The sequence below is a fragment of the Curtobacterium sp. LFS079 genome (assembly GCF_047977865.1).
GTDB lineage: Bacteria > Actinomycetota > Actinomycetes > Actinomycetales > Micrococcaceae > Arthrobacter.
In genome coordinates this window covers 72,012-95,529 of record NZ_JBFPFO010000001.1, presented here as the reverse complement: position 1 = coordinate 95,529, position 23,518 = coordinate 72,012, and the positions used below count along the sequence as shown (strand labels likewise).

Below are 23,518 nucleotides of genomic sequence, written 5' to 3'. Positions count from 1 at the left end.
CCGCCATGGCCAGGGACGCTCAAAGGCCAAGATCGAGCCGAACCGCTGGAAGCATCACTCGAAACGGATGTTTTCTCAACAGAGGCCGCTGAGCGGCGGGCGACGATGAAACCATGAAAGGATCATTGCCATTGCCGCCTCACCCTTCGAGGGTTTCTGGCAAACTGTCGCCATGACGGTGGGTCAATGGCTGTTGGACAACTTCTGGAACAACACCCAGCTGCTTATAGATTTCAGCAAGCGCGGCGGAGTCATCATGGCGTTTCTGGGCGCAATCATTGCGGCGCCCGAAGGTTTCAGGCATCGCATCCGCTGGATACTCAAACCATTGGCTCGGATCGGAACTGCCATCAACAAGATGTTGCAGTTGTTTCGACCGCCCCCTCAGGAGGTCCGCCCGCAGGGGTTCGATGCAAGCCGCTCAGGCAATGGCCGCCTTACGATATTGGATGGCTTCCATTGGGAACCGGCAGCAGATCCCATCCAGAAGCTGGATTGGCTCAAGGAAGGCTTGGAGAATCTTCGCGCTGCGCTGCAGGCGGAAGCGCAGCACCGGGGCACCGCGATCGACAGCGTTCAGAGTGAGCTTGCGGAAATTGATGGCAGGCTCAACTCTGAAATCAATTATCTTCTACGGCTGATAAAGTCCTCGGAGGCCAAGACAACCCAGATTGATTCGCTTGGGCTTGGACCTATCGCAGCCGGAATTATACTGAGCGGCATTCCTGAGGACGTGGCCCACTGGGGTGCTGCAGGCTGGATCTTCTGGGGAGCCTGCGCCACGGTAACCCTCCACGCCCTGTATTCAAGCTTCAGCAAGGGGCACCTGATCACGAATAGGACGGCTTCGCCACTGCGAACAATATGCCCAAAACGGACAACCATAATACCCGCCAGACCGCCGTCAGAGAAATTTACCTCACGGTCCGCTTCAACAATCCGGCACGAAGACCTCCCAATTCTGAGACTATGGTCAAGTGACGAAGAACCTACTGCCCGAAGACTTCGTGGAGCCCGCAGAACCGAACCACGAAGCCTTCCTTCTCTATTTCGACCAATTCGTCTGGATCGAACTTGCCAAGGCGCGGAAGTCGAGACTGGGGCCATACTGGAAATTGCATCAAGCCCTTGAAGAGCATTGCCACTCCAAGAAGATCCAAATCGCCCTTTCCGCGACCAATTACCTCGAACTTTGGCACAGACGCGAGCACGGATCTCGATCCGATATCGCAAGGGTCATGCGCGACTTCACGAAGTACGTGACTCTGAAGGCTGCCCACAGCGTTCAAGCGGAGGAAATCAGGCTAGCTGTCGAGCACTTCGCAAGTGGTCCACGTCCCTCGATCAGCTCTATCGAACGGTCCTTCATCCTAGGCTCCGGCGCGAATCACGCTTTCGGATCTAGCACCGGAAGATTTCGCTTCGTCGAAACACTCGCTACAGAGGAATCCGAAGAAGGCGAAGCAGCTCCCGTTCCTGAGTCGTTCGCAACTCTCGCCCGCGAATGCGAACCAGGAATGTGGGAATGGTTGAACCTTGTCGGCATCGATGATTCGTACGACATCGAAGGAATTGACTATCGTCCAGGTCATCGCATTGGCACTGAATTCGCGGACCACAAGAATCAGGTGAATCCGTTCGTAAAGTTCGTCAACAGCGACTCATCCTTCATGTACCGGCTCCTCATCCAGAGAGAACTCGCGGCCATGAGAGACCTCGTGGTTGAAGAGTTCGGTACTGAGACAGCATTCAGGAAATATTTCACCGGCCCCCCGCGAGGAATAGCATTTGTGAATCATGTTCCAACCGCAAATACGAAGGTCGAACTGGAGTACCAGTCCTTGGCTAACCCGAACTATCGCTATAAGCAGCATGATCGAGGCGACATCCTCGCCGCTTCTCTGGCATTGCCTTATTGTGATGCAATCTGGCTCGACAAGCACTGGACGCACACCGCAAGATCGGCGCGGCTCAGTCAAGAGTACGGAACACGAATGATTGAAAGCGCGTCAGATTTGCTCGATCTACTGGAATCACCTGACTTATCTCTGGGTCAGCCACATCGTCAAGCCTGCCCCTAACCCTGCTGTAAGACGAAGCTGCGGACCTTGCGAAGGTCACACGAACGCGCCCGGCCAAGAGCACGGCGGATCATGCGGGCATTTCCGGCCCTGTCGCTGATTAGCCATGGGGAGCGCCCCGTACTCAGTCTTGAAGAGCTGGAGCAGACCTGACTCAACGCATTCCGGATCAAAGCCAGGTGTTGGAGCCCAGCAAACAACGAGCCGGGTCACCGCTTCCTCAACCTGCCAAATGGCCCGCCCACCCCGATGAGTCACGTCCTCGCCGGCGCCATAGCGTCGGTAAAGACTCAATCGCCCCCACAGAGTAGTACCGCCACTAATTCCACCGGCCTTACCTAAATACAGGACGGGCGTCGGCAACTCCCATCTGGGTTGCAAGTTCGCCAGCGAGTAGGCAGGGTCTTTGCCTTGGTGCCAGAATCCTGAACTTGCCTTGTTGAGCCGCACTCCTTCTTGAGGGGGTCGTAGCACGGCGTAGACGCCCTGAGTGAGGAGCCCAGGCATAGATTCTTCCAGCGCTACGAAGGGGACAAATCCACCGAACCCTGTTCCAGCTAGACCTTCAGCCGTGAACTCCATGTCAACCTCCAATAGGCACAGGGGCCCGGAACCTTCTGTTCGCCATAATGAACCCTGAGACGAGGTTCGGCCAGAGGCAAGAGTTGTCGGCGTGATCCATTAGAAGGCCAATGGAGTGTAACTGCTGCCGGCCACCTTGGTATCCCAAACCACGCCTCCCCACGTCACCCCTTGACTCCCCCACCCCACCTTCCCTACACTTTTCATAAAGCAGAATCTAAATTCCACAAAGCGGAAACCTAAGAAGAAGCTGAAGCGGAACCACGATCCAAAGCCCCTCCTCGGAAGGACACCTACGATGACGTACACAGTGAACTGCTCCATCCTGCTGACGGAGCTGCCCCTGCTCGAGCGCCCGGCCGCCGCCAAGGCTGCCGGTTTTGACGCCGTCGAGTTCTGGTGGCCGTTCGACACCTCCGTCCCGTCGGATGCAGAAACGACGAAGTTCGAAAACGCCATCAAGGACGCCGGCGTGCAGCTCACCGGCCTGAACTTCAACGCCGGTAACATGCCCGGCGGCGACCGCGGCCTGGTCTCCTGGCCCGCCCGCTCTTCCGAATTCCAGGACAACATCGACGTTGTTGCGGGGATCGGTGAGCGCCTGGGCTGCAAGGCCTTCAACGCCCTCTACGGCAACCGCGTTGACGGCGTCTCCGCCGAAGAGCAGGACGCCATCGGCGCCGAGAACCTCGCCAAGGCAGCCCAGGGCGTGGCCCGCATCGGCGGCATCGTCCTCCTCGAACCGGTCAGCGGCGCACCAAAGTACCCGCTCCTCACGGCGCAGGATGCACTCGCCGTCATCGCCCGCGTCAAGGAAGAGTCCGGCGTCGAAAACGTCAAGCTGCTGGCCGATTTCTACCACCTGGCAGTCAACGGCGACGACGTCGCCGCCGTGATCGAGAACCACGCCAAGGACTTCGGCCACATCCAGATCGCCGACAACCCGGGCCGCGGCGCCCCCGGCACCGGCGAACTCCCGCTCGGCGAATGGATCGCGCGCAGCCGCGAACTCGGCTACGAAGGCTACATCGGCCTTGAGTACAAGGAACCGCAGGAAACCGCCTTCGCCTGGGCCATCCGCGAACGCGCCTCCCGCTAACAGCGGCCCACCAAGCCAACCAGCACACCTGAGTTAACAAAGACTTTTCAGCAAAGGATTCACAATGAGCAACGTTGCAGTCATCGGCCTCGGAATCATGGGCCTGCCCATGGCCATCAACCTCGTCAAGGCCGGCCACACCGTCACCGGTTTCAACCGTAGCCAGGACAAGATCGACAAGCTCGTCACCGAAGGCGGCAAGGGTGCTACCAGCATCGCGGACGCCGTGAAGGACGCCGACGTCGTCATCACCATGGTGCCGGACTCCCCCGATGTCGAGGGTGTCGTCAGCGGCGAAGAAGGCGTGTTCGCCAACGCCAAGCAGGGCACCCTGTGGATCGACGCTTCCTCCATCCGCCCGGACGTCGCCGTCCGCCTCGCCGAAGCCGCCAGGGCCGCCGGCATCCGTCCGCTGGACGCCCCGGTCTCCGGTGGCGAGCAGGGCGCCATCGACGCCGTCCTGTCCATCATGGTGGGCGGTTCCGCTGAAGACTTCGAGGCAGCACAGCCTGTCCTCAACGCCGTCGGCAAGACCATCGTGCACGTTGGCCCCTCCGGCTCCGGCCAGACCGTCAAGGCTGCAAACCAGCTGATCGTGGCCGTCAACATCGAGGTCCTCGGTGAAGCCATCGCCTTCCTCGAGGCCTACGGCGTGGACACCGACGCCGCCCTCAAGGTCCTCGGCGGCGGCCTGGCCGGCTCCAAGGTCCTGGACCAGAAGGGCCAGAAGATGCTCGACCGCAACTTCGACCCCGGCTTCCGCCTCGCCCTGCACCACAAGGACATGGGCATCGTCACCTCCGCAGCCCGCGAGGCCAACGTCTCCATCCCGCTCGGCGCAGCTGTCGCCCAGCTGGTCGCCGCCACTGTCAACCAGGGCGACGGCGGCCTGGACCACTCGGGACTCTTCAAGCAGGTCCTGCAGCTCAGCGGCCGCAAGTAACCGAGCCGTAAGTAAGCCAAGTTGAGTGCTCAGTTGTGGCGGGCATTCCGCGGAATAAGCCACCAGAACTGAGCACTCAACGGGCAGGAAGGCCCCCGAAACCGCGGGGCCTTCCCTCAGTACACCCAAAACCGCCCCGCGCAGGGGCAAACAAACAGACTTTCAAGGAGCACACAATGGCAAAGATGCGCACCGTTGACGCGGCAGTCGCCATCCTGGAAAAGGAAGGCGCCATCGAGGCGTTCGGCCTGCCCGGCGCGGCAATCAACCCCTTCTACTCCGCCATGCGCAAGCACGGCGGCATCCGCCACACCCTGGCCCGCCACGTTGAAGGCGCCAGCCACATGGCCGACGGTTTCTCCCGCGCCAAGGACGGCAACATCGGCATCTGCATCGGCACCTCCGGCCCCGCCGGCACCGACATGATCACCGGCCTGTACGCCTCCTGGGCCGACTCCATCCCGATGCTCTGCATCACCGGCCAGGCCCCCGTTGCCAAGCTGCACAAGGAAGACTTCCAGGCCGTGGACATCGAGTCCATCGCCAAGCCGGTCACCAAGATGGCCATGACCATCCTGGAACCGGGCCAGGTTCCTGGCGCTTTCCAGAAGGCCTTCCAGCTGATGCGCTCCGGCCGCCCGGGCCCGGTGCTGCTGGACCTGCCCTTCGATGTGCAGATGGCCGAGATCGAATTCGACATCGACACCTACGAACCGCTCCCCGTGGAGAAGCCCAAGGCCAGCCGTAAGCAGCTGGAAAAGGCCCTGGACATGCTCACCGCCGCAGAGCGTCCGCTGATCGTCGCCGGTGGCGGCATCATCAACGCCGGCGCCTCCGCGCAGCTGGTGGAGCTGGCCGAGATCCTGAACGTTCCGGTCATCCCCACCCTGATGGGCTGGGGCGCCATCCCGGACGACCACCAGCTGATGGCCGGCATGGTGGGCCTGCAGACCTCCCACCGCTACGGCAACGAAACGCTCCTGCAGAGCGACTTCGTGATCGGCATCGGCAACCGCTGGGCCAACCGCCACACCGGCGGCCTGGACACCTACACCGCGGGCCGCAAGTTCGTGCACATCGACATCGAGCCCACCCAGATCGGCCGCGTGTTCTCCCCCGACTTCGGCATCGCGTCCGACGCCGGTGCCGCCCTGGACGGCCTGCTGGAAATCGCCCGCGAACGTAAAGCCGCAGCAAGCCTGCCGGACTACTCCGCCTGGGTTGCCGACTGCACCAAGCGCAAGGGCTCCCTGCAGCGCAAGACCCACTTCGAGAATGTGCCGATCAAGCCGCAGCGCGTCTACGAAGAGATGAACAAGTCCTTCGGCAAGGACACCACCTACGTGACCACCATCGGCCTGTCGCAGATCGCCGGCGCGCAGCTGCTGCACGTCTTCGGCCCGCGCAAGTGGATCAACGCCGGCCAGGCAGGCCCGCTGGGCTGGACCGCTCCGGCCGCCCTCGGCGTCGTGCGCGGCAAGCCGGGCGAGACCGTTGTTGCCCTCTCCGGTGACTACGACTTCCAGTTCATGATCGAAGAACTGGCCGTGGGCGCACAGTTCAACCTGCCGTACATCCACGTGGTGGTGAACAACTCCTACCTGGGCCTGATCCGCCAGTCGCAGCGCGGCTTCGAGATGGAACAGAACGTCTCCCTGGCGTTCGAGAACATCAACTCGCCGGAAACCAACGGTTACGGCGTGGACCACGTCAAGGTCACCGAAGGCCTGGGCTGCAAGGCCATCCGCGTGGAAAACCCCTCCGACCTGCCCGCCGCCTTCGACAAGGCCAAGGCGCTCATGGAGGAATTCAAGGTTCCCGTGGTGGTCGAAGTGATCCTGGAAAAGATCACCAACATCTCCATGGGTGTTGAGATCGACGGCGTGAACGAGTTCGAAGAACTGGCCGAGCGCGGCGAGGACGCCCCCACCGCGATCATCGCGCTGCTGGACTAATCGCGGAACGCACCAAACAGGAAAGTACAAGGAGGTACGGAATGCGTGTGGTCATCGCCCCGGACAAGTTCAAGGGCTCACTGTCCGCGCCCGAGGTCGCCCGGCACCTGGCGGACGGCCTGAAGGCCGGCTTCGCCGCGGCCGGTGTCGCGGACACACTGGAGACCTCACTCATTCCGGTGGCCGACGGCGGCGAGGGAACCCTCGACGCCGCCGTCGGCTCAGGCTTCACCCGCCGCAGCGCCACGGTCACCGGCCCGCTGGGCACGCCGGTGACGGCGGACTTCGCGGTCCGCGGCAACCAGGCCGTCATCGAAATGGCGGCGGCCTCCGGGCTGGCCCTCCTCCCGGACGGCGCGCTGCTTCCGGAAAACCGCAGCTCCACGGCGAAGGAAGCCACCAGCCTGGGCACCGGCGAACTCATCCGCGCCGCCCTGGACCTGGGCTGCCGGAAGATCATCCTCGGCGTCGGCGGCAGCGCGAACACCGACGGCGGCGCCGGCGTTCTGCAGGGCCTCGGCGCCCGGCTGCTGGACGCCGACGGCAACGAACTCGAACCCGGCGGCGGCGCGCTGGCCCGCCTGGCCGGCATCGACTTCTCCGGCCTGGACGTCCGGCTGGAGGACAGCCGCTTCGTGCTGGCGTCCGACGTCGACAATCCCCTCCGCGGGCCGCTCGGCGCCCCGGCGGTGTTCGGTCCGCAGAAGGGCGCGACGCCGGAAGATGTCACAGTGCTGGACGCCGCACTTGCCCGGTTCGTCGAGGTCCTCGGCGAAGAGATCGGCGACCGCGCCGGACGTGCCGCGGAGGCACCGGGCGCGGGCGCGGCAGGCGGCGTGGGCTACGCCGCCATCGCAGTGCTGGGTGCGGCACGCCGGCCGGGGATCGACGTCGTCCTCGAATTCACCGGGCTCGCCGCACAGCTGGCAGGTGCCGACCTGGTGATCACCGGCGAAGGCAGCCTGGACGAACAAAGCCTGCTCGGCAAAACCCCCATGGGCGTGGCCCGTGCAGCGGAAACCGCGGGCATTCCCGCAGTGGCCGTCTGCGGCCGGACCACCCTGAGCCAGGAGCAGCAAAGCGACTCGGGATTCCGTCAGGTCCTTCCCCTGACCAGTATTGAATCCGACGTCGAAGTATGTATAAGGGAAGCAGGAACCTTGCTCGAAAAGCTGGGACGGACCATCGGCGAACAGCTGGCGGCTACGTCCCGCACGAAGGAGTCTCTCAATGTCTGAAAGCTTTGACCTGGTCATCCGTGGCAAGCGGATCCTCACCACTGCTGGCATCGCCGCCCGCGAGGTCGGCGTCCGCAACGGCGTGATCGCCGCCATCGAACCGCTCGGCAACGGCCTTGCCGGCGGCGAAGTCATCGACCTGGCCGACGATGAAACCCTCATCCCGGGCCTCGTGGACACCCACGTCCACGTCAACGAGCCCGGCCGCACCGAGTGGGAAGGCTTCGCCTCCGCCACCCGTGCCGCGGCAGCCGGAGGTGTCACCACCATCATCGACATGCCGCTGAACTCCATCCCGCCCACCACCACCGTGGAAGGCCTCAAGCTCAAGCGCGAGGTGGCCGAGGACCAGGCGTTCATCGACGTCGGATTCTGGGGCGGCGCGATCCCCGGCAACAAGGCCGATCTGCGCCCGCTGCACGACGAGGGTGTGTTCGGCTTCAAGTGCTTCCTGCTGCACTCCGGTGTGGACGAATTCCCGCACCTGGACCCGGACGAGATGGAAGAGGACATGCGCGAGCTGAAGTCCTTCGACTCGCTCATGATCGTCCACGCCGAGGACTCCCACGCGATCGACCACGCCCCGCACCCGGGCGGCGACCACTACGCCACCTTCCTGGCCTCCCGCCCCCGCGGTGCCGAGAACAAGGCGATCGCCGAGGTCATCGAACGTGCCCGCTGGACCGGCGCCCGCGCGCACATCCTGCACCTGTCCTCCTCGGACGCCCTGCCCATGATCGCTTCGGCCAAGCGCGACGGCGTCAACCTCACCGTTGAGACCTGCCCGCACTACCTGACCCTCATGGCCGAGGAAATCCCCGACGGCGCCACCGCCTACAAGTGCTGCCCGCCCATCCGCGAGGCATCCAACCGCGAACTGCTGTGGAAGGGCCTGGAAGACGGGACCATCGACTGCATCGTCTCGGACCACTCCCCCTCCACCCTTGACCTCAAGGACCTGGAAAACGGCGACTTCGCCGTGGCCTGGGGCGGCGTCTCCTCCCTGCAGCTGGGCCTGTCCCTGATCTGGAGCGAGGCACGCCACCGCGGCATCACCCTCGAGCAAGTGGTCTCCTGGATGTCCGCCAAGCCCGCCGCCCTGGCCCGCCTGTCCAACAAGGGCCAGCTGGCGCTCGGATACGACGCCGACTTCTCCGTGTTCGCAGCGGACGAAGCGTTCGTGGTGGACGTCAAGAAGCTCAAGCACAAGAACCCCATCACGCCGTACGACGGCAAGGCGCTGTCCGGCGTCGTCCGCAAGACCTACTTGCGGGGCTCGGTGGTGGACGGCCAGACTCCCGGCGGAAAGCTGATCCGCCGCGGCGGCGTCTAAGGCGCACGCGATGGCCGTCAACGCCCATACGCTTCCGCCGGCCGGCGCGCGCCAGGCCTTGCGCGCCGGCCATCACCCGGGCCCCTTGGCGGGTGCCCGGCCGGGCCACCACCCCGGCGTCCGCCCCGGCTTGGCTCCCGGGGTCCAGGCCCGCGGCCTGGCCGTCTGGGTGGAGCCCGCCGCAGGCCAGGACATTGACCCGGAGATCTGGGCCAAGGCCGCGGAAGCGGTGCTCGCCCGGGCCCGCCGGCTGGCTCCCCAGGCCGAGCTGCACCTGCGGCACGGCGCCGCGTCCGGCGTCGTCGCCCAGCCGATCGCCCTGTCCGGCCGGCGCAGCAGCCTCGCCGTGGATCTGGCAGCGGACACCGTGCTGCTCGACGGCGTCCCGGTCACCTTCACGTTCATGGAGCACAAGCTCCTGCGCTACCTCGTGGAGAACCTTTCCCGTCCCATCCCGCGTGAAGAATTGCAACGCTTCCTGGAGTCACTCGACTGCCCCGGCGCGGCGTTCCGTTCGATCGACGTGTATGTTGGACGCGTCCGGCGCAAGCTGGGCTCAGCCCGCAACGCCATCGCCACAGTACGCGGCGGCGGTTACCAATTTGTGCCCGGACCCGGGTCCACAGTGCGCGGGCCGGCGGAATACTGCATCTAGGCAGACCGTTATTTGTATGAGAGATCGCCGGCCACGGCGGTTACCCGACTAGTCAAGGATCACAACATGACCCAGAAACTCCTCGCCGGAACCCAGGCCCCCGATTTCGCCCTGCTCGACTCCACCGGCCAGAAGGTTTCGCTTTCCGATTACCGCGGCCGCAACGTGATCGTGTACTTCTACCCGGAGGCTTCCACCCCCGGCTGCACCACGGAGGCCTGCGACTTCCGCGACAGCCTGGCCAGCCTCCAGGGCTCCGGCTACGAAGTCCTGGGCATCTCCCCGGACGCGCCGGAGAAGATCGCCCGCTTCGTTGACGAATTCGCACTCACCTTCCCGCTGCTCTCCGACGAGAACCACGCCGTGGCCTTGGCCTACGGCGCCTGGGGCGAGAAGCTGGTGGACGGCGAAGTGGTGGACGGCCTGGTCCGCTCCACCGTGGTTGTCAACGGCGAGGGCAACGTTGTCCTCACCCAGTACCAGGTGAAGGCCCAGGGCCACGTCGCCGAGCTGAAGGAAGAACTCGGCGTCTAGTTCTCCTTTCGTTTCGCGCCGCGCTTCCTGACCTTCTTTGCGCAGCAACTGCCCCGACACACCGTCATCCACGGAGTGTCGGGGCAGTTCGCGTTTCAAAGAAGGTCAGGACGGACTCCCTGAAGCAGCCCTACTTTTGCGGTGGCAGCAATCCGTCACCCGGAAGATGCAGCAGTTTCCTGTCCCCCAGCGGCTTGTCCAGGGTGATGGCACCGTCATGTAGAGGCAAGAACGCTGGGCATGGAATCGCGGTGGTGCTCGGTCGGTAGATCGGGACGATGGCCACGGCAGAGTCAGTCTGTGCAACAAGGACACCCCGGTCCCCGTCACAGCCTCCGCCCCAGGAATACCGGATCACCAAGTGCGTGCCGCTGTCATCGATCGACAGCAAGCGCCAGTCCCTGATGTGGTCCTCGTCCTGACGGTAGGAGTCGACGAGGGGAGCTGGGTCTGGCGTTTTCTGGCCGGGGGCAAACCCCTCTGGCTTCAAGGGATCGGGCGTTCCCTGATCCCAGAGGGACTTCGGAATCCCCGCGGGCGGTGCTTGTTCCGGGGTGCAGGCCGGTGCCAGCAACAACACAAGCGCCAAGGAAAAGTACAGAACGGTCTTGCTTCTTGCTTTCACCGCAAACATGTCCGCCCCCATGCGGCCGAACCCATCAAGTCCCTAGAAGCTACGCCCAGCCGGCATCTGCCGCAAGGCTGCGCCCTGCCGTGGGCTGCCCTGCCCATCGCGGCTGTCCGCGGAACCGTGCAAGGATGGCTGGAGGACTGTACGTACCGGAAACCGGGGGAAACATGGACTGCACGGGATCGAATGACGCACGACGCCGGAGCCGCCTTGCCTTCGCGGCGACCCTATCGCTTCTGGGAACCGCGCCCCTGGCGGCCTGCACCGGGCCGGCCGCCCCGCAGCCTTCCGGCAGCCCCAGCGCATCCTCTCCCGCCGGCGCCGGACCCGTGGCAGAAAGCTTCGCAAAATACGAAGCCGTGCGGACCGACGTCGTAGCGGCGCTGGAAAAGAAGCTGCCCGGCATCAGCTGGAACGTCGACTCCCCGGCCACCATGCAGCGCCGGAGCGACGGGACCTGCATGCTGTTCCTGGCCAAAATGAAAAGCCCCAGGGACATCGTGGAACCTTCGAAGAAGTTCCACGATGTCTTCGCCGCCGCCGATCCGGTGCTCGCAAAGCACGGTTTTGAAGCATTCGGCGGAACGGACAAAGTGCCGGGCGGCTGGCTGGTTGCCAGCAGCAAGGACGACGCCGGTGCCGCCCTTCGGATCGAGTCGAAAGGCATGGCCTACGTGCGCCTCAGCGTCCCGGTGACGTCCGCGGACTGCAGCCCGACGGAGATTCCCGCGGACTGAGCGGCGACAGCTACCGCCACCTTGGCGCACTCCGACGTCGAATAGAAGCGCCAGATCAGTAGGGGTCCAGATCAGTAGGGCGCGAGCTGGCAGCCGTAAGAGAAGGCGGCGTTGCTGCCCACGTGGATGCCTACCACCTTGCCGTCAGAGAGGGCCACGTAGGCCGATCCCGAATCACCAGGCACGGTGACCTTGGCATCAAGGCGAATGAACGTATCGAACCAGGCATAGCTGCCGGGAGCCGGCCACTGAAGTGTCGTCGCGTAGACCAGGCTGGAGATCTTTGCCTTCCGGATGGTGCCGGTTTCCTTGCCGACCAGCACGACTGATTCCCCCGGCACTGGGGCGCGGACGCCGCTGGGGGTGCCGATCTGCGTGATTTCAGGGGACCCCACCAACGGCGTGAGGTACGTCCAGGCCAGATCCTGGGTGTTGTAGTGCGGATACGGCTCGGTGGAGGTGGGGTAGGTGACCACGGGAATGAATCCGTTGACGACGCCGATCTTGTTGTTCGCCCCGATGCTCGGCTGGTAGACGTCGGCACCCGCATTGGTGTTGCAGGCGATGACATGGTTGTTCGTCATCAGCCGGTATTTGGACGCCCACACGATGTTGACGCCGAGCGTGCCGGTCCCGGGCATGTTTTCAGCCTTGATCTGGTAGCCGCCCTCGGCTGGCCGGATCCTCTCGTTGTTGACGTCGAGCCGCGGCTCGCCGACCTCGACGACGTCCGTGGGGACGGTGACGTCCAGCACCGCACCATCCGCGTCCAACACGTGGGCGGCGAACGCTTCCGGAATGGGGAAGTCATCCTCGCCAAGCTGGGCTGCGGGCACTTTCTTCACCACATGGACCACAATCGAGCGCTCATCCGTCGCCTGGCCATTAACGGTTTTCGTGCCGACGTCCAAGCCGACAATATTGGGCCGCGACAGCCAAGGCTTGGCGGCCTCGATCAGTGCAGCATCGCTTGGAGTATTTTCAGCAGGGCTCATGGCAGTAACGCCTCTCAAGGAGTGCGGCTTCCCCCATGCCCTCCGGCGGTGCCGCTGCCCGGCCCGGAAGACCCGATGACGGACCGAGCACACCCCCCATGGTGCGGCTCGCGCGGGGAGTGTGACTCGGTCCGTTTAATTACGTTACAAGCTGTAACAGGATGGTAGGCCTGCGCTGCGGCAAAGGCAACCAAGGGGCCCGCGCCCGGGCCCACGCCAGGTTACCCGGCGGTGTTCCAGGCCTCCTCGGACACCGGGATCCACCAGTCACGGCCCGGCCCCGAGCCCACATACGCGGGCCAGCGGAAGTCCGTGGGCGCGCTGAAATCGGCAGGCAGCAGCGGCGGCACGGCACCGCGGCGGGCTTTCTCGGCGTCGAACTCGGCCTTGGCCTGGGCCAGAACGCCAGGCGAGGTGAGCAGGTCCAGCACCATGCCGGCCACCATCTTGCCTGTGGCCGTGATGGTGGGGTCGATGGTCTCGGGGATGCCGCCCAGCGCGGTCATGGCCCAGCCCGGGTAGGGCTTTCCGTCGGGCGACGGCGCCAGCGTGGGACGAGCCGTGTAGAAACGGATGGTGGGCGCGTACCAGGTCATTTCCACGTAGTCGTCGCTGGTCCAGTTCAGCTGGGTGGCCGGGATGTGGCGGCGCAGCTCGGCCTCCGCGTCGGCAGGGCTGATGAGCTCCGCCGTCGCCGGATGGAAGGGGTCCTCCATTGGCTCCACGCCGCAGGAGGTCTGGATTTCGCGGCCGATCTCCCTGGCCCGCTCATCCAGCACCGGGGCGCCGACGGCGGCAATGTTCTCCCACGCCAGCTGCGCCACCGTGCGGTTGGCGATGCCGGGGCGGTTGCGTGCCACCCAGCGCGAGCTGACGGTACAGTGCGACGCCGCCGCGGCCAGTTCGGCGTTCCGGTCCAGCACCGCGAGCACCGAGTCCGCCTCGGCGACGCCGGGACAGCGCCAGGAGTACTGGATCTGGGCCAGGCCCGCGGGCTGGTTATCCGCCGTCGCCTGCCCCGCGGTGAGGATCGCTTCGGAAAGCGACCAGCCGCCGGCCTGCGGGAGCATCGAATCCTGCGTGGTCTTGGTGAGCGAGAACATCGTGAACAGGGCCGCGTCCGCGCCGGGCGCCCGGGCGGCCGAGTGCGAGGACGGGATGGGGCTGTCCCCGTAGGTGTTGTTCCAGTCCTCCGGGTTGTCGCAGGTGAAGGTGTAGATCTTGCTGTAGTACGCCCCGCAGTGCGTGTCCCAGCGGGCGGTGTTGCACAGCGGCAGCATGTAGAAGGGGTGGTAGGAGATGATTGCGTCAAGGTTGTCGTAGTAGCCGCGCAAGCCGTGGACCACCTTGGAGCCTTGCACCTTCTCCGCCGGCTCGCCCGTGTAGACGAGCGTGCCGGGGATGTTGTGCCGCTCCATGGCGTCCTTGGCCGCGAGGAACCCGGCCAGCGTGGAGATGCCCAGCGCCGAATGCGGATCCGTGTGGCCCGGAGCGAAACGTGACATTCCCTGGCGCGGTTCACGTTTGGTGGACGCCGCCTGGCAGTTGCCGGGGATGGCATCGTATTCGGCGTAGCCCAGGATCCGCGGGCCCGGCCCGGCGGGAGACGTCCATTCGGCGGCGAAGGCGGTAGGCATGCCCGCGCTGCCTTCCTCCACCGTGAATCCGTGCCCGCGCAGAGTCTTCACGTACCAGGCGCACGATTCGTATTCGCGCCAGGCCGGCTCCGCCAGATCCCAGATGGTGCTGTGCCAGGCGGACAGCTCGGCCTTCCGCCCCTCCACCCAGTCCCAGGCGGTCTTTTTCAACTCGCTCATGTTGTTTCCCCCTCAGATGCTTACGTGAACCAGACTGGGTCCCTTGACGGCCATGGCCTGCTTCACGGTGGCGGCGAGATCGTCCAGGGATTCCACCGCGAAGCCGGTCAGCCCGAAGCCCTCGGCCATCCGCACCCAGTCCGGCTGAGCCAGCTCCACGCCCACCGGTTCCAGGTCGCGGTCCGCCATGTTCTGCTTGATCTCGCCGTAGCCGCCGTTATCGACGCAGATGATCGGAAGGTCCACGCCCTGCTCCACGGCCGTGATGAATTCCTGCACCGCGAACATCAGCGCACCGTCGCCCAGCAGGCACACCACCGGGCGGTCCGGGGCTGCGACCTTGGCCCCGATGGCCGCCGGCAGCCCGTAGCCGAGTGTGGCGTACGCCGGGGTGTACAGCAGCTGGTGCGGCTGCTGCATGGGGAAGAACGAGGTGGTGCCGAAGTAGGTGATCTGCGAGGAGTCGCCGGCAACCACCGTGTCCGCGGGCAGCACTTCGGCAAGGATCTCGTTGATCTGCGACAGCACCGGCGCCATGCTCCGGGCCTCCGCACGCAGCCGCTGCCGCAGCCCGTTCAGTTCAGGTGCGGTGCCCGGCTCGTGTCCCTTCAGCGCGGCAAGCAGTTGGGGCACGACGGCGGCCGCATTGCCTTCCAGCCCGATATCCGGCACCAGGTTGCATTTCAGCTGGACCGCATCGATGTCGATCCGGATGCACTTGCCCTCCGGGACGATCTTGCCGCCCCAGAGCTCGGACTCCCCCACCTTGGAGCCGACCACCAGCAGGGCGTCGGCACCGTTGCAGAGGTCCTGGGCGGCGGCGAGCCGGACTTCCGAGCCCAGCGAAAGCGGGTGGGTTTCGGGAATGGCGCCCTTGCCGTTGATGGTGGTGACCACCGGCGCCTGCAGTGCCTCGGCGAGCGCCAGCAGCGCGCCGCTTCCTGAACCGCCGCCGGTTCCCAGCGAGCCGCCGCCGGCCAGGATCACCGGGTTGGACGCCCGGCGGAGGATGTCTGCGGCGGCGGCGACGGCGTCGTCGTCGGCCCGCTTCGGAGCGCCCAGCGGGCGGGCCTCCAGCGCGCTTTCCGGAACGTCGCTGGGGCCTTCCAGCACGTCCAGCGGGATCTCGATATGCACGGGCCGCGGGCGTCCGTGGGCGAAGAACGCGAAGGCCTCGTGGATCAGCTCCACGGCCTCGCTGCCGCTGGCCACGCGGGTGCTGCGGACGATCAGGGCACGGACCGCGCCGGTGGGGTCGCGGGTTTCGTGCAGCAGGCCGATGTCCGAGAACTCGCTGCCGCGCGGGGCTCCCGGGGACAGGATGATCATGGGCCGGGACTCGCAGTAGGAGGTGGCCGCGGCGGACAGCGCGTTCAGCAGCCCGGGCCCGGAGGTGGTGATCACGACGCCGGGAAGCCCGGTGAGCTGGCTCCAGCCGTCCGAGCCGTACCCGGCCCCCTGCTCATGGCGGTTGGTGACGGGGTAGATGCCCAGCGGCTTCAGGTGCCGGTAGAACTCGAGGTTGTGGGTGCCGGGAATGCCGAAGATCGTGTCGATCCCGTAATTCCGCAGCGTGGTCATGACGGCGAGGCCGACGTTGTTGCCAGGGATGGTCATGGGGGTCCTTTTGAATCTGTGGTGGTCAGAGCACGGGTAGTCAGAGCACTTTGGAGAGGAAGGCCTTGGTGCGTTCGTGCTGCGGGTTGGAGATGATCTCCCGGGGATCGCCGGCCTCGACGATCACGCCGCCGTCCATGAACGCCACCACGTCCGCCACTTCGCGGGCGAAGCCCATCTCGTGGGTGACCACGATCATGGTCATGCCGTCGCGGGCCAGGGCCTTCATCACGTCCAGCACCTCGCCCACCAGTTCGGGGTCCAGGGCCGAGGTGGGCTCGTCGAAGAGCATGAGGTCCGGCTTCATGGACAGCGCCCGGGCGATGGCCACGCGCTGCTGCTGGCCGCCGGAAAGCTGGGCCGGGTAGTGGCCGGTGCGCTCGGCCAGGCCCACCTTCGCCAGGAGTTCGCGGGCCTCCGTTTCGGCCTGCTCGCGGGGCACTTTGAGGAGCTTGACCGGGCCCATCATCACGTTCTCCAGGGCGGTCATGTGGCCGAAGAGGTTGAAGGACTGGAACACCATGCCGATCCTGGAACGGCGCTTGTTGATGTCCTTCTGGTGGGCCTCGATGAGCCGGTCCCCGTGGACTTCGTAGCCGATCATCCGGCCGCCCACCAGGATGGTGCCGGAGCTGGTGGTTTCCAGGTGGTTGACGCAGCGGAGCAGGGTGGACTTGCCGGAACCGGACGGCCCGATCAGGCAGGCCACCTGCCCGGCCTGCACGGTGAAGTTGATGCCTTTGAGGACCTCCACCCCGGAGAAATCCTTGTGCACATTGAGGAACTGGACTTCGGACATGGAGCTTATGCCTTTCGTGCCTGGAGCACGTTGCCCCGGGAGTACCGCTTCTCGATGCGCGACTGCACCAGGGAGAGGAGGGTGGTGAGCAGGATGTACCAGAGGCTTGCCACGATCAGCAGCGGGATTTGCTGCAGGTTGCGGGCGTAGATCTGCTGGGCGTTGTAGAGGAGGTCGCCGACGCCGATCACGATCACCAGCGAGGTGGTCTTGAGCATGGAGATGGTCTCGTTGCCCACCGGCGGCAGGATGATCTTCATGGCCTGCGGGATCACCACGTGGCGCAGGGTTTCCATGCGGCTGAAGCCCATGGCGTGCGAGGCCTCGGACTGCCCGGCGGGCACGCCCATGAGGCCGGCGCGCACAATCTCGGCCATGTAGGCGCCCTCGTTCAGGCCAAGGCCCAGGATGCCGGCCACGAAGAGCGGCAGCACATCGTTGGTGTTCCACTCCACCAGCATGGGTCCGCCCGGGATGCCGATGCCGATGGTGGGAAACAGCACCGCGGCGAAGCCCCAGAAGAGCATCTGCACCAGCAGCGGGGTGCCGCGGAAGAACCAGATGTACGCCCCGGCCACTCCGCGCAGCAGTCCGTTGTCGGACATGCGCATGACGGCGACCACCAGGCCGATCACGAAGCCCAGGATCATGGCGATGACGGTGAGTTCGATCGTGGTGAGCAGGCCGTTGAGGATGCGGACGTCGAACAAGTATTTGGCCACGGTGGGCCAGCCGAAGCCCGGGTTGGTGACGATGATGTAGGAGCCCATGAGCGCGAACAGCCCCACCACCACCATGGCAATGAGTTGCCCGGGACGCTTGCGTTTGAGCACCGGCCGGGAGGCAAGCTCCGCGAAGTCCGGCCGGGATTCGGCGACGGCGGTCCGTTCGGTCACGGTCATGACCCCACCGTCGGGTTGACCTCGGCCTTTTTCACGATGCCGGACTTCAGGTTCCAGGACTCCATGATCTTGGCGTAGCTGCCGTCATCCATGAGCGACTGGATGGCCGCCTGGAACGCCTGGGCCAGGCCGCCGTCGTTCTTGGTGCTGACCACGCCGGAAAGTGAGGGCTCCACCAGGATCGAGTCCACCGAGGTGAAGGCGTCCGGCTGGATCTTGGCGTAGTAGGCGGTAAGGGCGTTGTCCGCGATGAGCGCCTGGGCGCGTCCGGCGGTGACGGACTGGTTGACGTTGTCCTGCTGGGGCAGCAGGAGGGCGGTGGGCTTGTCCTTGCCGGCGTCCACGCACTTCTTGTCGAAGGCGGGAAGGACGTTCAGTGCCTGGGTGGTGCCGGTCTGGGCCGCTACGGTCTTGCCGCAAAGGTCCAGTTCGGAGTTGATGCCCAAGGGGTTGCCCTTGCGGACCATCACGGAGGTTCCGCCCTGCATGAAGCTGACCATGTTGACCTTGGCCTTGCGTTCCTCGGTGATGGAGAAGGCGGCCCAGGAGGCGTCGTAGCGCTTGGCTTCAATGCCCGCGATGATGCCGTTGAAGTCGCCCTTTTCGATGGCGATGGTCACGCCCATCTTCTTGGCCACGGCCAGCGCCATGTCCGGCTCCAGGCCGACGATGTTGCCCTTTTCGTCCGTGAAATCGATAGGCGCGTAGGTGGGGTCCGTGACCAGGGTCAGCTTGCCCTTGGACTTGATGCCGGCGGGGACGAGTTCCTGGACCTTCGGATCGGCCTGCACGGCCTGCGCCAGTTCCTGGCCGCTCTTTGCGCCCTGTCCGTTTGCAGCGCCGTTGCTGCCGGCGGCCGGGGAGGGGCCTTCGGTGTTGGTGCAGGCCGTGGTCAGCGCAAGGAAACTGATGGCGGCTGCCGCGATGAGCGTCCGCTGTACGCCTTTGAGCATCATTGGGGGATCTCCAGTTCGCTTCGGGTTGAAATAACAATATGTTCAACTTATTGTGAGATCAGCCACAATACCTGTCAAGGGACTTCCACCGGAACAGCGGCGGGTTACGTGGCACCATCGTGGAGACGGACAAGGGCGCCCACAAAGCGCCCGCAGGGAACGAAGCCGCCGGAACCACCGCCGTCGGGAAGCACCAAAGGAGCAGGGGCATGAAGGAAGCAGCAGTGAAGGAAGCGGCCGGGGCCAAGCGCACCCGGAGTGTCACGGCGGAGGCCATGGCCGAGCGCCGCGCCAGCATCCTGCACCATGCCTCGCAGGTCATTGCGCGCGGCGGCGTGGAGGGGTGCTCCTTCGCTGAGCTCTCCGAAGCCACCGGCTACAGCATCGGCATGATCCAGCACTATTTCCGGCACCGGGAGCGGCTGATCGGCGCGGCCGTGGAGTACCGGATCGAGGAATCCCTGGCCGAATGGCAGCGCATCTACGACCGCGGCGCCAACGCCCTGGAACGGCTCCACGACCTCCTGACCTTCTCCATCCAGGGCGACACCCCGTTCGAGGAAGCCTGGGGATTCTGGCTGCAGATCTACGCCGCCGCACACAAGAACGCAGAGATCCGCGAAAGCGTGGCCTCCGTGTGGAATTCCTGGCGCGGGCTGTTCGTACGGGCCCTGGAGGAGGCCGCCGGGGAGAAACTCCTGCGGCCCTCCATCGACGTGGACGAGCTGGCCACGCTGCTCCTCGCCACGATCGACGGGCTCTCCATCCAGGCCCTGAACGGCATCCACGCCACGTCCCCGGACGAACTGGTCACCACGCTGCACCGGTTCGCGGCCCGGGAATTCGGCATCGATGCCGAAGAATTCATCCGCAACAAGCGCTCCAAACTCGTGGACGCACGCTAGCCCACCGTCAGGAAAGGACCGCTGTGGAGGAACGCTACAGCCGCATGGCCGCCGAGGCCGTGGAGATCTGCCGCGAGCTGATCCGCATCGACTCCACCAACACCGGCGATCCCGCCACCACGGGCGACGGCGAGTCCCGCTGCGCCGCGCTGCTCCGGGAACTGCTGGCCGACGTCGGGCTCCGCGGCGAGCTGCTCGAAAAGGTGCCGGGCCGCGGCAACCTGGTGGTCCGGATCAAGGGCAGCGAGCCCGGAGCCCCGGCCCTGCTGGTGCACGGACACACAGACGTGGTCCCGGCGGACCCGGACGATTGGTCCGTGGATCCGTTCTCCGGCGAGCTCAGGGACGGTTGCATCTGGGGCCGCGGCGCTGTGGACATGAAGGACATGGTCGCCATGACCGTGGCTGCCGTGCGGCAGTTGCGCCGGGAAGGTTTCGTGCCGCGGCGGGACATCGTGCTGGCCTTCGTGGCGGACGAGGAAGTCGCCGGCGAACACGGAGCCGCCTTCCTGGTCGAGGAACACCCGGATCTGTTCAGCGGCGTCACCGAAGCCATCGGGGAAGTCGGCGGATTCTCCCTGGAAGTAGCCGCTGAGCTGCGGCTTTACCTCTTGGGTGTCGCGGAGAAGGGCGTCGCCTGGGCCACGCTCACGGCCAACGGGAGCACCGGCCACGGCTCGATCGTTCCCAACCAGGACAACGCCGTCGCCCGCCTTTCCGCCGCCCTGGCCCGGATTGCCGGGCACCAGTGGCCCTTGGTCCACAGCGGTACTGTGACGGCGATGGTGGCGGGCCTGGAGTCCGCGCTGGGCCGGCCGCTGGATCCGGACAGGCTCGACGACGAGCTCGCCTCCCTGGGGCCGCTCGCCGCAATGCTCCTCCCGGGGCTGCGGACCACCACCGCGCCCACGCAGTTCCACGCCGGATACAAGACCAACGTGGTCCCCGGGACGGCGGTTGCCACCGTGGACTGCCGGATCGCGCCCGGCACCGATGATGCCTTCAAGGAGCAGTTCATGGAGCTCGTCGGCCCGGGTATCGAGGTGAGCTGGGAAGAAGGGCGTTCGCTCGAAGCACCCGCGGAAGGCGCCCTGCTGGACTGCATGCGGGAGGCGATCACCGCCGTTGACCCTGAAGGGCATGGGCTGCCGTTCGTCATCTCGGGCGCCACGGATGCCAAGGCGTTCTCGCGGCTGGGGATCAACTGCTACGGATTCTCGCCCTTGCGCCTGCCCGCTGGCTTCGACTTCGCGGCGATGTTCCACGGCATCGATGAACGTGTTCCGGTATCGGCGCTCCAAGCCGGCACGCGTATCCTGCTGCGCTTCCTGGCCGCCCAGTAGTTTCCTTTTTTCCTGCGGGGCGCACCGACGCGCCCCTCAACCGACCTAGTAAAGGATCCACCATGACCGTCACCGCCACCCCCTCCCACCTGGACAAGATGGCTGCCCGCGCGGCCGGCTTCCAGCCCTCCCCGGTGCGGGCCGTCTTCGACGTCTCCATGCAGCCAGGCATGATTTCCCTGGCCGGCGGCAACCCGTACCTGCCGGCCCTGCCGGTGGAGGGCATCGCGGACCTGGCGCGCGCCGTCGTCGCCGAGCGCGGACTGGAGGCCCTGCAGTACGGATCCGGGGCCGGGACGGAGGAACTGCAGGCCCTGATCTGCCAGGTCATGGAACTTGAAGGCGTCACCGCTCGCCCGGAGAACATCCAGGTGACCGCCGGCTCCCAGATGGCGCTGGAGCTGGTGACCAAGCTGTTCTGCGACCCGGGCGACGTGGTGATCGCCGAGGGCCCCACCTATGTGGGCGCGCTGGGTGTGTTCGAAGGCTTCCAGGCCGAGGTGGCGCACGTTGCCATGGATGAACATGGGGTCAATCCGGAACGCCTGCAGGAAGTCATCGCCGGGCTCAAGGCAGCGGGCAAGACCATCAAGTTCTTCTACACCATCCCCAACTTCAACAACCCCTCCGGCATCAGCCTGTCCCCGGAACGCCGGCAGCGCGTGGTGGAGGTCTGCCGGGCCGAGGGCGTGCTGATCGTGGAGGACAACCCCTACGGGCTGCTCTCTTTCGAAGGTTCCGCCGCACCCGCCCTCCACAGCCTGGACCCGGAGAACGTGCTCTACCTGGGCTCCTTCTCCAAGATCTTCGCCCCGGGCCTGCGCGTGGGCTGGGTGGTTGCCCCCGAGGACGTGCGCGGGCGCCTGCAGATCGCCTCCGAGGCCACCACCATCTGCCCATCCGTCCTGAGCCAACTGCTGGTGGAGAACTACATTTCCTCCTTCGACTGGCGCGGACAGATCGCTTCCTACAGCTCCGTGTACGCATCGCGTTGCCGGGCCACCTTGGACGCCCTCGCAGCCCACATGCCCGACGGCACCCGCTGGACCACGCCCACCGGCGGCTTCTTCACCTGGGTGACCCTGTCTGAGGGGATCGACACCGAACAGGTGCTGGCCGCCGCCATTGATGCCGGCGTCGTGTTTGTCCCCGGCAGTGCGTTCTACGCCGACGGCGGCGGCACCAACCAGCTGCGCATCGCCTTCTCCTTCGCAGACGAGGAGCAGCTCACCGAAGGCGTGCGGCGCCTGGGCGAGGCCATCCGGAGTGTGTAGCCCTGGCCACCCCGCCGATTAGACGGTTCCCGCACCACTAGACGGTGGCCGCCGTCGAACTGTGCGGGAACCGTCTATTCGGGTTTTCCACATAGTGCTGTTTCGGAGTCGCGAGGCCCGCTCCGGCCACGGATTCTGGATCCATGCCACGCCGTGAATTGCCGCAACTGCCCGCCGGCTCAGACCTCTGGCGCACGGAAGAACTGATCCAGGCCGGCTTCACCTGGCCAACCATCAGGCGGCTGGTCTCCGAAAATGACATCGTCCGCCTGCGCCGGGGCTGCTACGCCCGGGCAGCCGCCTGGGCCGAGCTGGACAAACCGGGACAGTGCCGGCTCCTCATCGCCGCCCATGCCCACGGCACCCTGTGCACTTCGAAAGGCGGCTTCGCGTACAGCCATACCTCTGCCGCACGCCTGCACCGGCTCAAACTCTGGAACGTCGACGGACACATCCACCTGACCCAAGGCACCGCCCCTTCGCCGGTGTCCCATGGCGCCGACGTCGTGGCGCACACCCGGGTGCTGTCCGGCAGGGAGATCGTGAAGATCGACGGGCTGCCCTGCACGTCCCTCGAGCGTACAGTCGTGGACTGCTGCCTCATGCTCAACTACAAGCAGGCCCTCATCCTGGTAGACCATGCACTGCGGCTTGGCGCTGACATGGACCAACTCCGCGAAGCCTGCGCCAAGCTCGCCGGGCGAAACGGCGTCAAAACCTTCCGGCGGGCGCTCGAGAACGCAGACCAGCGGTCGGAATCACCCGGGGAAACCCTCACCCGGGAGTTGCTGGCACGCCTGAAACTGCCCATGCCCGACCTTCAGGTGGAGGTGTCCAGCCGCGAAGGGCTCCACCGCATGGACTTCGCGTGGAAGGACTTGAAAATCGCTTTGGAATTCGACGGCAAGGCAAAGTACTTCGACTACAAGCCCACGGAAAAGGTGATCTTCCAGGAGCGGCTCAGGGAAAAAGCCCTCATGGAAGACGGCTGGTGCTTCATCCGCATCCAGTGGAAAGACCTCTTCCACGAACAGGAATTCAAGGCACGCGTCCTCCGCGCACTCGGCGAGCGCCCGTATGGCAAAGCTGCTTAGCTCGGCCAATTAGACGGTTCCCGCACCA

At 65.4% G+C, this 23,518-nt stretch carries 21 protein-coding genes; 13 read left to right on the top strand and 8 right to left on the bottom strand.

All coding sequences use genetic code 11. The annotated features are described in order from the left end of the window. Window positions 1-139 precede the first annotated feature (139 nt). On the bottom strand, window positions 140-304 hold the full coding sequence (locus ACNQPB_RS00470; RefSeq protein WP_498748172.1) for a hypothetical protein: 165 nt from the start codon (window positions 302-304) through the stop codon (window positions 140-142). Window positions 305-977: 673 nt separating this feature from the next. Here ACNQPB_RS00470 and ACNQPB_RS00465 point away from each other — a divergent pair. The 8 genes from ACNQPB_RS00465 (at window position 978) to bcp (ending at window position 10,420) form a co-directional block, all read left to right on the top strand. Then, entirely contained in the window at window positions 978-2,081 is a 1,104-nt protein-coding gene (locus ACNQPB_RS00465; protein WP_498748171.1) for a hypothetical protein, read from the top strand. Between the two features lie 880 nt (window positions 2,082-2,961). Continuing rightward, entirely contained in the window at window positions 2,962-3,762 is an 801-nt protein-coding gene (locus tag ACNQPB_RS00460) for a hydroxypyruvate isomerase family protein (RefSeq protein WP_498748169.1), read from the top strand. A gap of 64 nt (window positions 3,763-3,826) precedes the next feature. Then, the gene (locus ACNQPB_RS00455) at window positions 3,827-4,705 is read left to right on the top strand and encodes a 2-hydroxy-3-oxopropionate reductase (protein WP_498748167.1); all 879 of its coding nucleotides are present in this window, start codon (window positions 3,827-3,829) and stop codon (window positions 4,703-4,705) included. Between the two features lie 176 nt (window positions 4,706-4,881). Continuing rightward, the gene (gene gcl, locus ACNQPB_RS00450; protein ID WP_498748165.1) at window positions 4,882-6,660 is read left to right on the top strand and encodes a glyoxylate carboligase; all 1,779 of its coding nucleotides are present in this window, start codon (window positions 4,882-4,884) and stop codon (window positions 6,658-6,660) included. 41 nt (window positions 6,661-6,701) lie between these two features. Beyond that, on the top strand, window positions 6,702-7,898 hold the full coding sequence (locus tag ACNQPB_RS00445; protein WP_498748164.1) for a glycerate kinase: 1,197 nt from the start codon (window positions 6,702-6,704) through the stop codon (window positions 7,896-7,898). After that, on the top strand, window positions 7,891-9,231 hold the full coding sequence (gene allB, locus ACNQPB_RS00440; RefSeq protein ID WP_498748163.1) for an allantoinase AllB: 1,341 nt from the start codon (window positions 7,891-7,893) through the stop codon (window positions 9,229-9,231). Before ACNQPB_RS00445 ends, allB begins: the two co-directional genes overlap by 8 nt. A 10-nt stretch (window positions 9,232-9,241) precedes the next feature. Then, window positions 9,242-9,886: a winged helix-turn-helix domain-containing protein gene (locus tag ACNQPB_RS00435; RefSeq protein WP_498748162.1), complete on the top strand. Its 645-nt coding sequence runs from the start codon at window positions 9,242-9,244 to the stop codon at window positions 9,884-9,886. A gap of 66 nt (window positions 9,887-9,952) precedes the next feature. Continuing rightward, window positions 9,953-10,420 carry a thioredoxin-dependent thiol peroxidase gene (bcp, locus tag ACNQPB_RS00430; RefSeq protein ID WP_498748161.1) on the top strand — a complete coding sequence of 156 codons (468 nt, stop codon included), beginning with the start codon at window positions 9,953-9,955 and terminating at the stop codon, window positions 10,418-10,420. 130 nt (window positions 10,421-10,550) lie between these two features. Here bcp and ACNQPB_RS00425 read toward each other — a convergent pair whose 3' ends face one another. Beyond that, window positions 10,551-11,054 carry a hypothetical protein gene (locus tag ACNQPB_RS00425; protein WP_498748159.1) on the bottom strand — a complete coding sequence of 168 codons (504 nt, stop codon included), beginning with the start codon at window positions 11,052-11,054 and terminating at the stop codon, window positions 10,551-10,553. 125 nt (window positions 11,055-11,179) lie between these two features. On the opposite strand from ACNQPB_RS00425, the gene ACNQPB_RS00420 reads away from it, so the two are divergent. After that, window positions 11,180-11,788 carry a hypothetical protein gene (locus tag ACNQPB_RS00420; protein ID WP_498748157.1) on the top strand — a complete coding sequence of 203 codons (609 nt, stop codon included), beginning with the start codon at window positions 11,180-11,182 and terminating at the stop codon, window positions 11,786-11,788. Between the two features lie 71 nt (window positions 11,789-11,859). Here ACNQPB_RS00420 and ACNQPB_RS00415 read toward each other — a convergent pair whose 3' ends face one another. From ACNQPB_RS00415 to ACNQPB_RS00390, 6 genes are all read right to left on the bottom strand, one after another. Next, a complete protein-coding gene (locus ACNQPB_RS00415) occupies window positions 11,860-12,783 on the bottom strand; it encodes a trypsin-like peptidase domain-containing protein (protein ID WP_498748156.1) in 924 nt (307 codons plus the stop codon). Window positions 12,784-13,004: 221 nt separating this feature from the next. Further along, a complete protein-coding gene (locus ACNQPB_RS00410) occupies window positions 13,005-14,600 on the bottom strand; it encodes a zinc-binding metallopeptidase family protein (protein WP_498748155.1) in 1,596 nt (531 codons plus the stop codon). A 12-nt stretch (window positions 14,601-14,612) separates the two neighbouring features. Beyond that, window positions 14,613-16,217: a thiamine pyrophosphate-binding protein gene (locus tag ACNQPB_RS00405; RefSeq protein ID WP_498748153.1), complete on the bottom strand. Its 1,605-nt coding sequence runs from the start codon at window positions 16,215-16,217 to the stop codon at window positions 14,613-14,615. A gap of 40 nt (window positions 16,218-16,257) precedes the next feature. Further along, window positions 16,258-17,016, bottom strand: coding sequence for an amino acid ABC transporter ATP-binding protein (locus tag ACNQPB_RS00400; protein WP_498748151.1), 759 nt, complete (start codon window positions 17,014-17,016; stop codon window positions 16,258-16,260). Window positions 17,017-17,021: 5 nt separating this feature from the next. Next, window positions 17,022-17,918, bottom strand: a complete 897-nt coding sequence (locus tag ACNQPB_RS00395) for an amino acid ABC transporter permease (RefSeq protein ID WP_498748149.1) — start codon at window positions 17,916-17,918, stop codon at window positions 17,022-17,024. Continuing rightward, complete coding sequence (locus ACNQPB_RS00390) at window positions 17,915-18,874, bottom strand: ABC transporter substrate-binding protein (RefSeq protein ID WP_498748148.1); 960 nt, start codon at window positions 18,872-18,874, stop codon at window positions 17,915-17,917. Before ACNQPB_RS00390 ends, ACNQPB_RS00395 begins: the two co-directional genes overlap by 4 nt. A 209-nt stretch (window positions 18,875-19,083) precedes the next feature. On the opposite strand from ACNQPB_RS00390, the gene ACNQPB_RS00385 reads away from it, so the two are divergent. From ACNQPB_RS00385 to ACNQPB_RS00370, 4 genes are all read left to right on the top strand, one after another. Then, window positions 19,084-19,779 (top strand): TetR/AcrR family transcriptional regulator, encoded by a 696-nt coding sequence (locus tag ACNQPB_RS00385; RefSeq protein WP_498748146.1) that lies wholly within the window; start codon window positions 19,084-19,086, stop codon window positions 19,777-19,779. 23 nt (window positions 19,780-19,802) lie between these two features. Next, window positions 19,803-21,122, top strand: a complete 1,320-nt coding sequence (locus ACNQPB_RS00380; RefSeq protein WP_498748144.1) for a M20/M25/M40 family metallo-hydrolase — start codon at window positions 19,803-19,805, stop codon at window positions 21,120-21,122. Between the two features lie 62 nt (window positions 21,123-21,184). After that, entirely contained in the window at window positions 21,185-22,396 is a 1,212-nt protein-coding gene (locus tag ACNQPB_RS00375; RefSeq protein ID WP_498748142.1) for an aminotransferase-like domain-containing protein, read from the top strand. Between the two features lie 143 nt (window positions 22,397-22,539). Next, the gene (locus ACNQPB_RS00370) at window positions 22,540-23,490 is read left to right on the top strand and encodes a type IV toxin-antitoxin system AbiEi family antitoxin domain-containing protein (RefSeq protein ID WP_498748141.1); all 951 of its coding nucleotides are present in this window, start codon (window positions 22,540-22,542) and stop codon (window positions 23,488-23,490) included. Window positions 23,491-23,518 lie beyond the last annotated feature (28 nt).

Bases quoted from the DNA above. Each gene is read 5' to 3' on its own strand.
- ACNQPB_RS00435 (WP_498748162.1), top strand. From the start codon at position 9,242: ATGGCCGTCAACGCCCATACGCTTCCGCCGGCCGGCGCGCGCCAGGCC.
- ACNQPB_RS00375 (WP_498748142.1), top strand. From the start codon at position 21,185: ATGACCGTCACCGCCACCCCCTCCCACCTGGACAAGATGGCTGCCCGC.
- ACNQPB_RS00460 (WP_498748169.1), top strand. From the start codon at position 2,962: ATGACGTACACAGTGAACTGCTCCATCCTGCTGACGGAGCTGCCCCTG.
- ACNQPB_RS00370 (WP_498748141.1), top strand. From the start codon at position 22,540: ATGCCACGCCGTGAATTGCCGCAACTGCCCGCCGGCTCAGACCTCTGG.
- gcl (WP_498748165.1), top strand. From the start codon at position 4,882: ATGGCAAAGATGCGCACCGTTGACGCGGCAGTCGCCATCCTGGAAAAG.
- ACNQPB_RS00395 (WP_498748149.1), bottom strand. From the start codon at position 17,918: ATGACCGTGACCGAACGGACCGCCGTCGCCGAATCCCGGCCGGACTTC.
- ACNQPB_RS00445 (WP_498748164.1), top strand. From the start codon at position 6,702: ATGCGTGTGGTCATCGCCCCGGACAAGTTCAAGGGCTCACTGTCCGCG.
- ACNQPB_RS00455 (WP_498748167.1), top strand. From the start codon at position 3,827: ATGAGCAACGTTGCAGTCATCGGCCTCGGAATCATGGGCCTGCCCATG.
- ACNQPB_RS00470 (WP_498748172.1), bottom strand. From the start codon at position 304: ATGCCTGAAACCTTCGGGCGCCGCAATGATTGCGCCCAGAAACGCCAT.
- allB (WP_498748163.1), top strand. From the start codon at position 7,891: ATGTCTGAAAGCTTTGACCTGGTCATCCGTGGCAAGCGGATCCTCACC.
- ACNQPB_RS00405 (WP_498748153.1), bottom strand. From the start codon at position 16,217: ATGACCATCCCTGGCAACAACGTCGGCCTCGCCGTCATGACCACGCTG.
- ACNQPB_RS00415 (WP_498748156.1), bottom strand. From the start codon at position 12,783: ATGAGCCCTGCTGAAAATACTCCAAGCGATGCTGCACTGATCGAGGCC.
- ACNQPB_RS00385 (WP_498748146.1), top strand. From the start codon at position 19,084: ATGAAGGAAGCAGCAGTGAAGGAAGCGGCCGGGGCCAAGCGCACCCGG.
- ACNQPB_RS00425 (WP_498748159.1), bottom strand. From the start codon at position 11,054: ATGTTTGCGGTGAAAGCAAGAAGCAAGACCGTTCTGTACTTTTCCTTG.
- ACNQPB_RS00410 (WP_498748155.1), bottom strand. From the start codon at position 14,600: ATGAGCGAGTTGAAAAAGACCGCCTGGGACTGGGTGGAGGGGCGGAAG.
- bcp (WP_498748161.1), top strand. From the start codon at position 9,953: ATGACCCAGAAACTCCTCGCCGGAACCCAGGCCCCCGATTTCGCCCTG.
- ACNQPB_RS00390 (WP_498748148.1), bottom strand. From the start codon at position 18,874: ATGATGCTCAAAGGCGTACAGCGGACGCTCATCGCGGCAGCCGCCATC.
- ACNQPB_RS00420 (WP_498748157.1), top strand. From the start codon at position 11,180: ATGGCTGGAGGACTGTACGTACCGGAAACCGGGGGAAACATGGACTGC.
- ACNQPB_RS00400 (WP_498748151.1), bottom strand. From the start codon at position 17,016: ATGTCCGAAGTCCAGTTCCTCAATGTGCACAAGGATTTCTCCGGGGTG.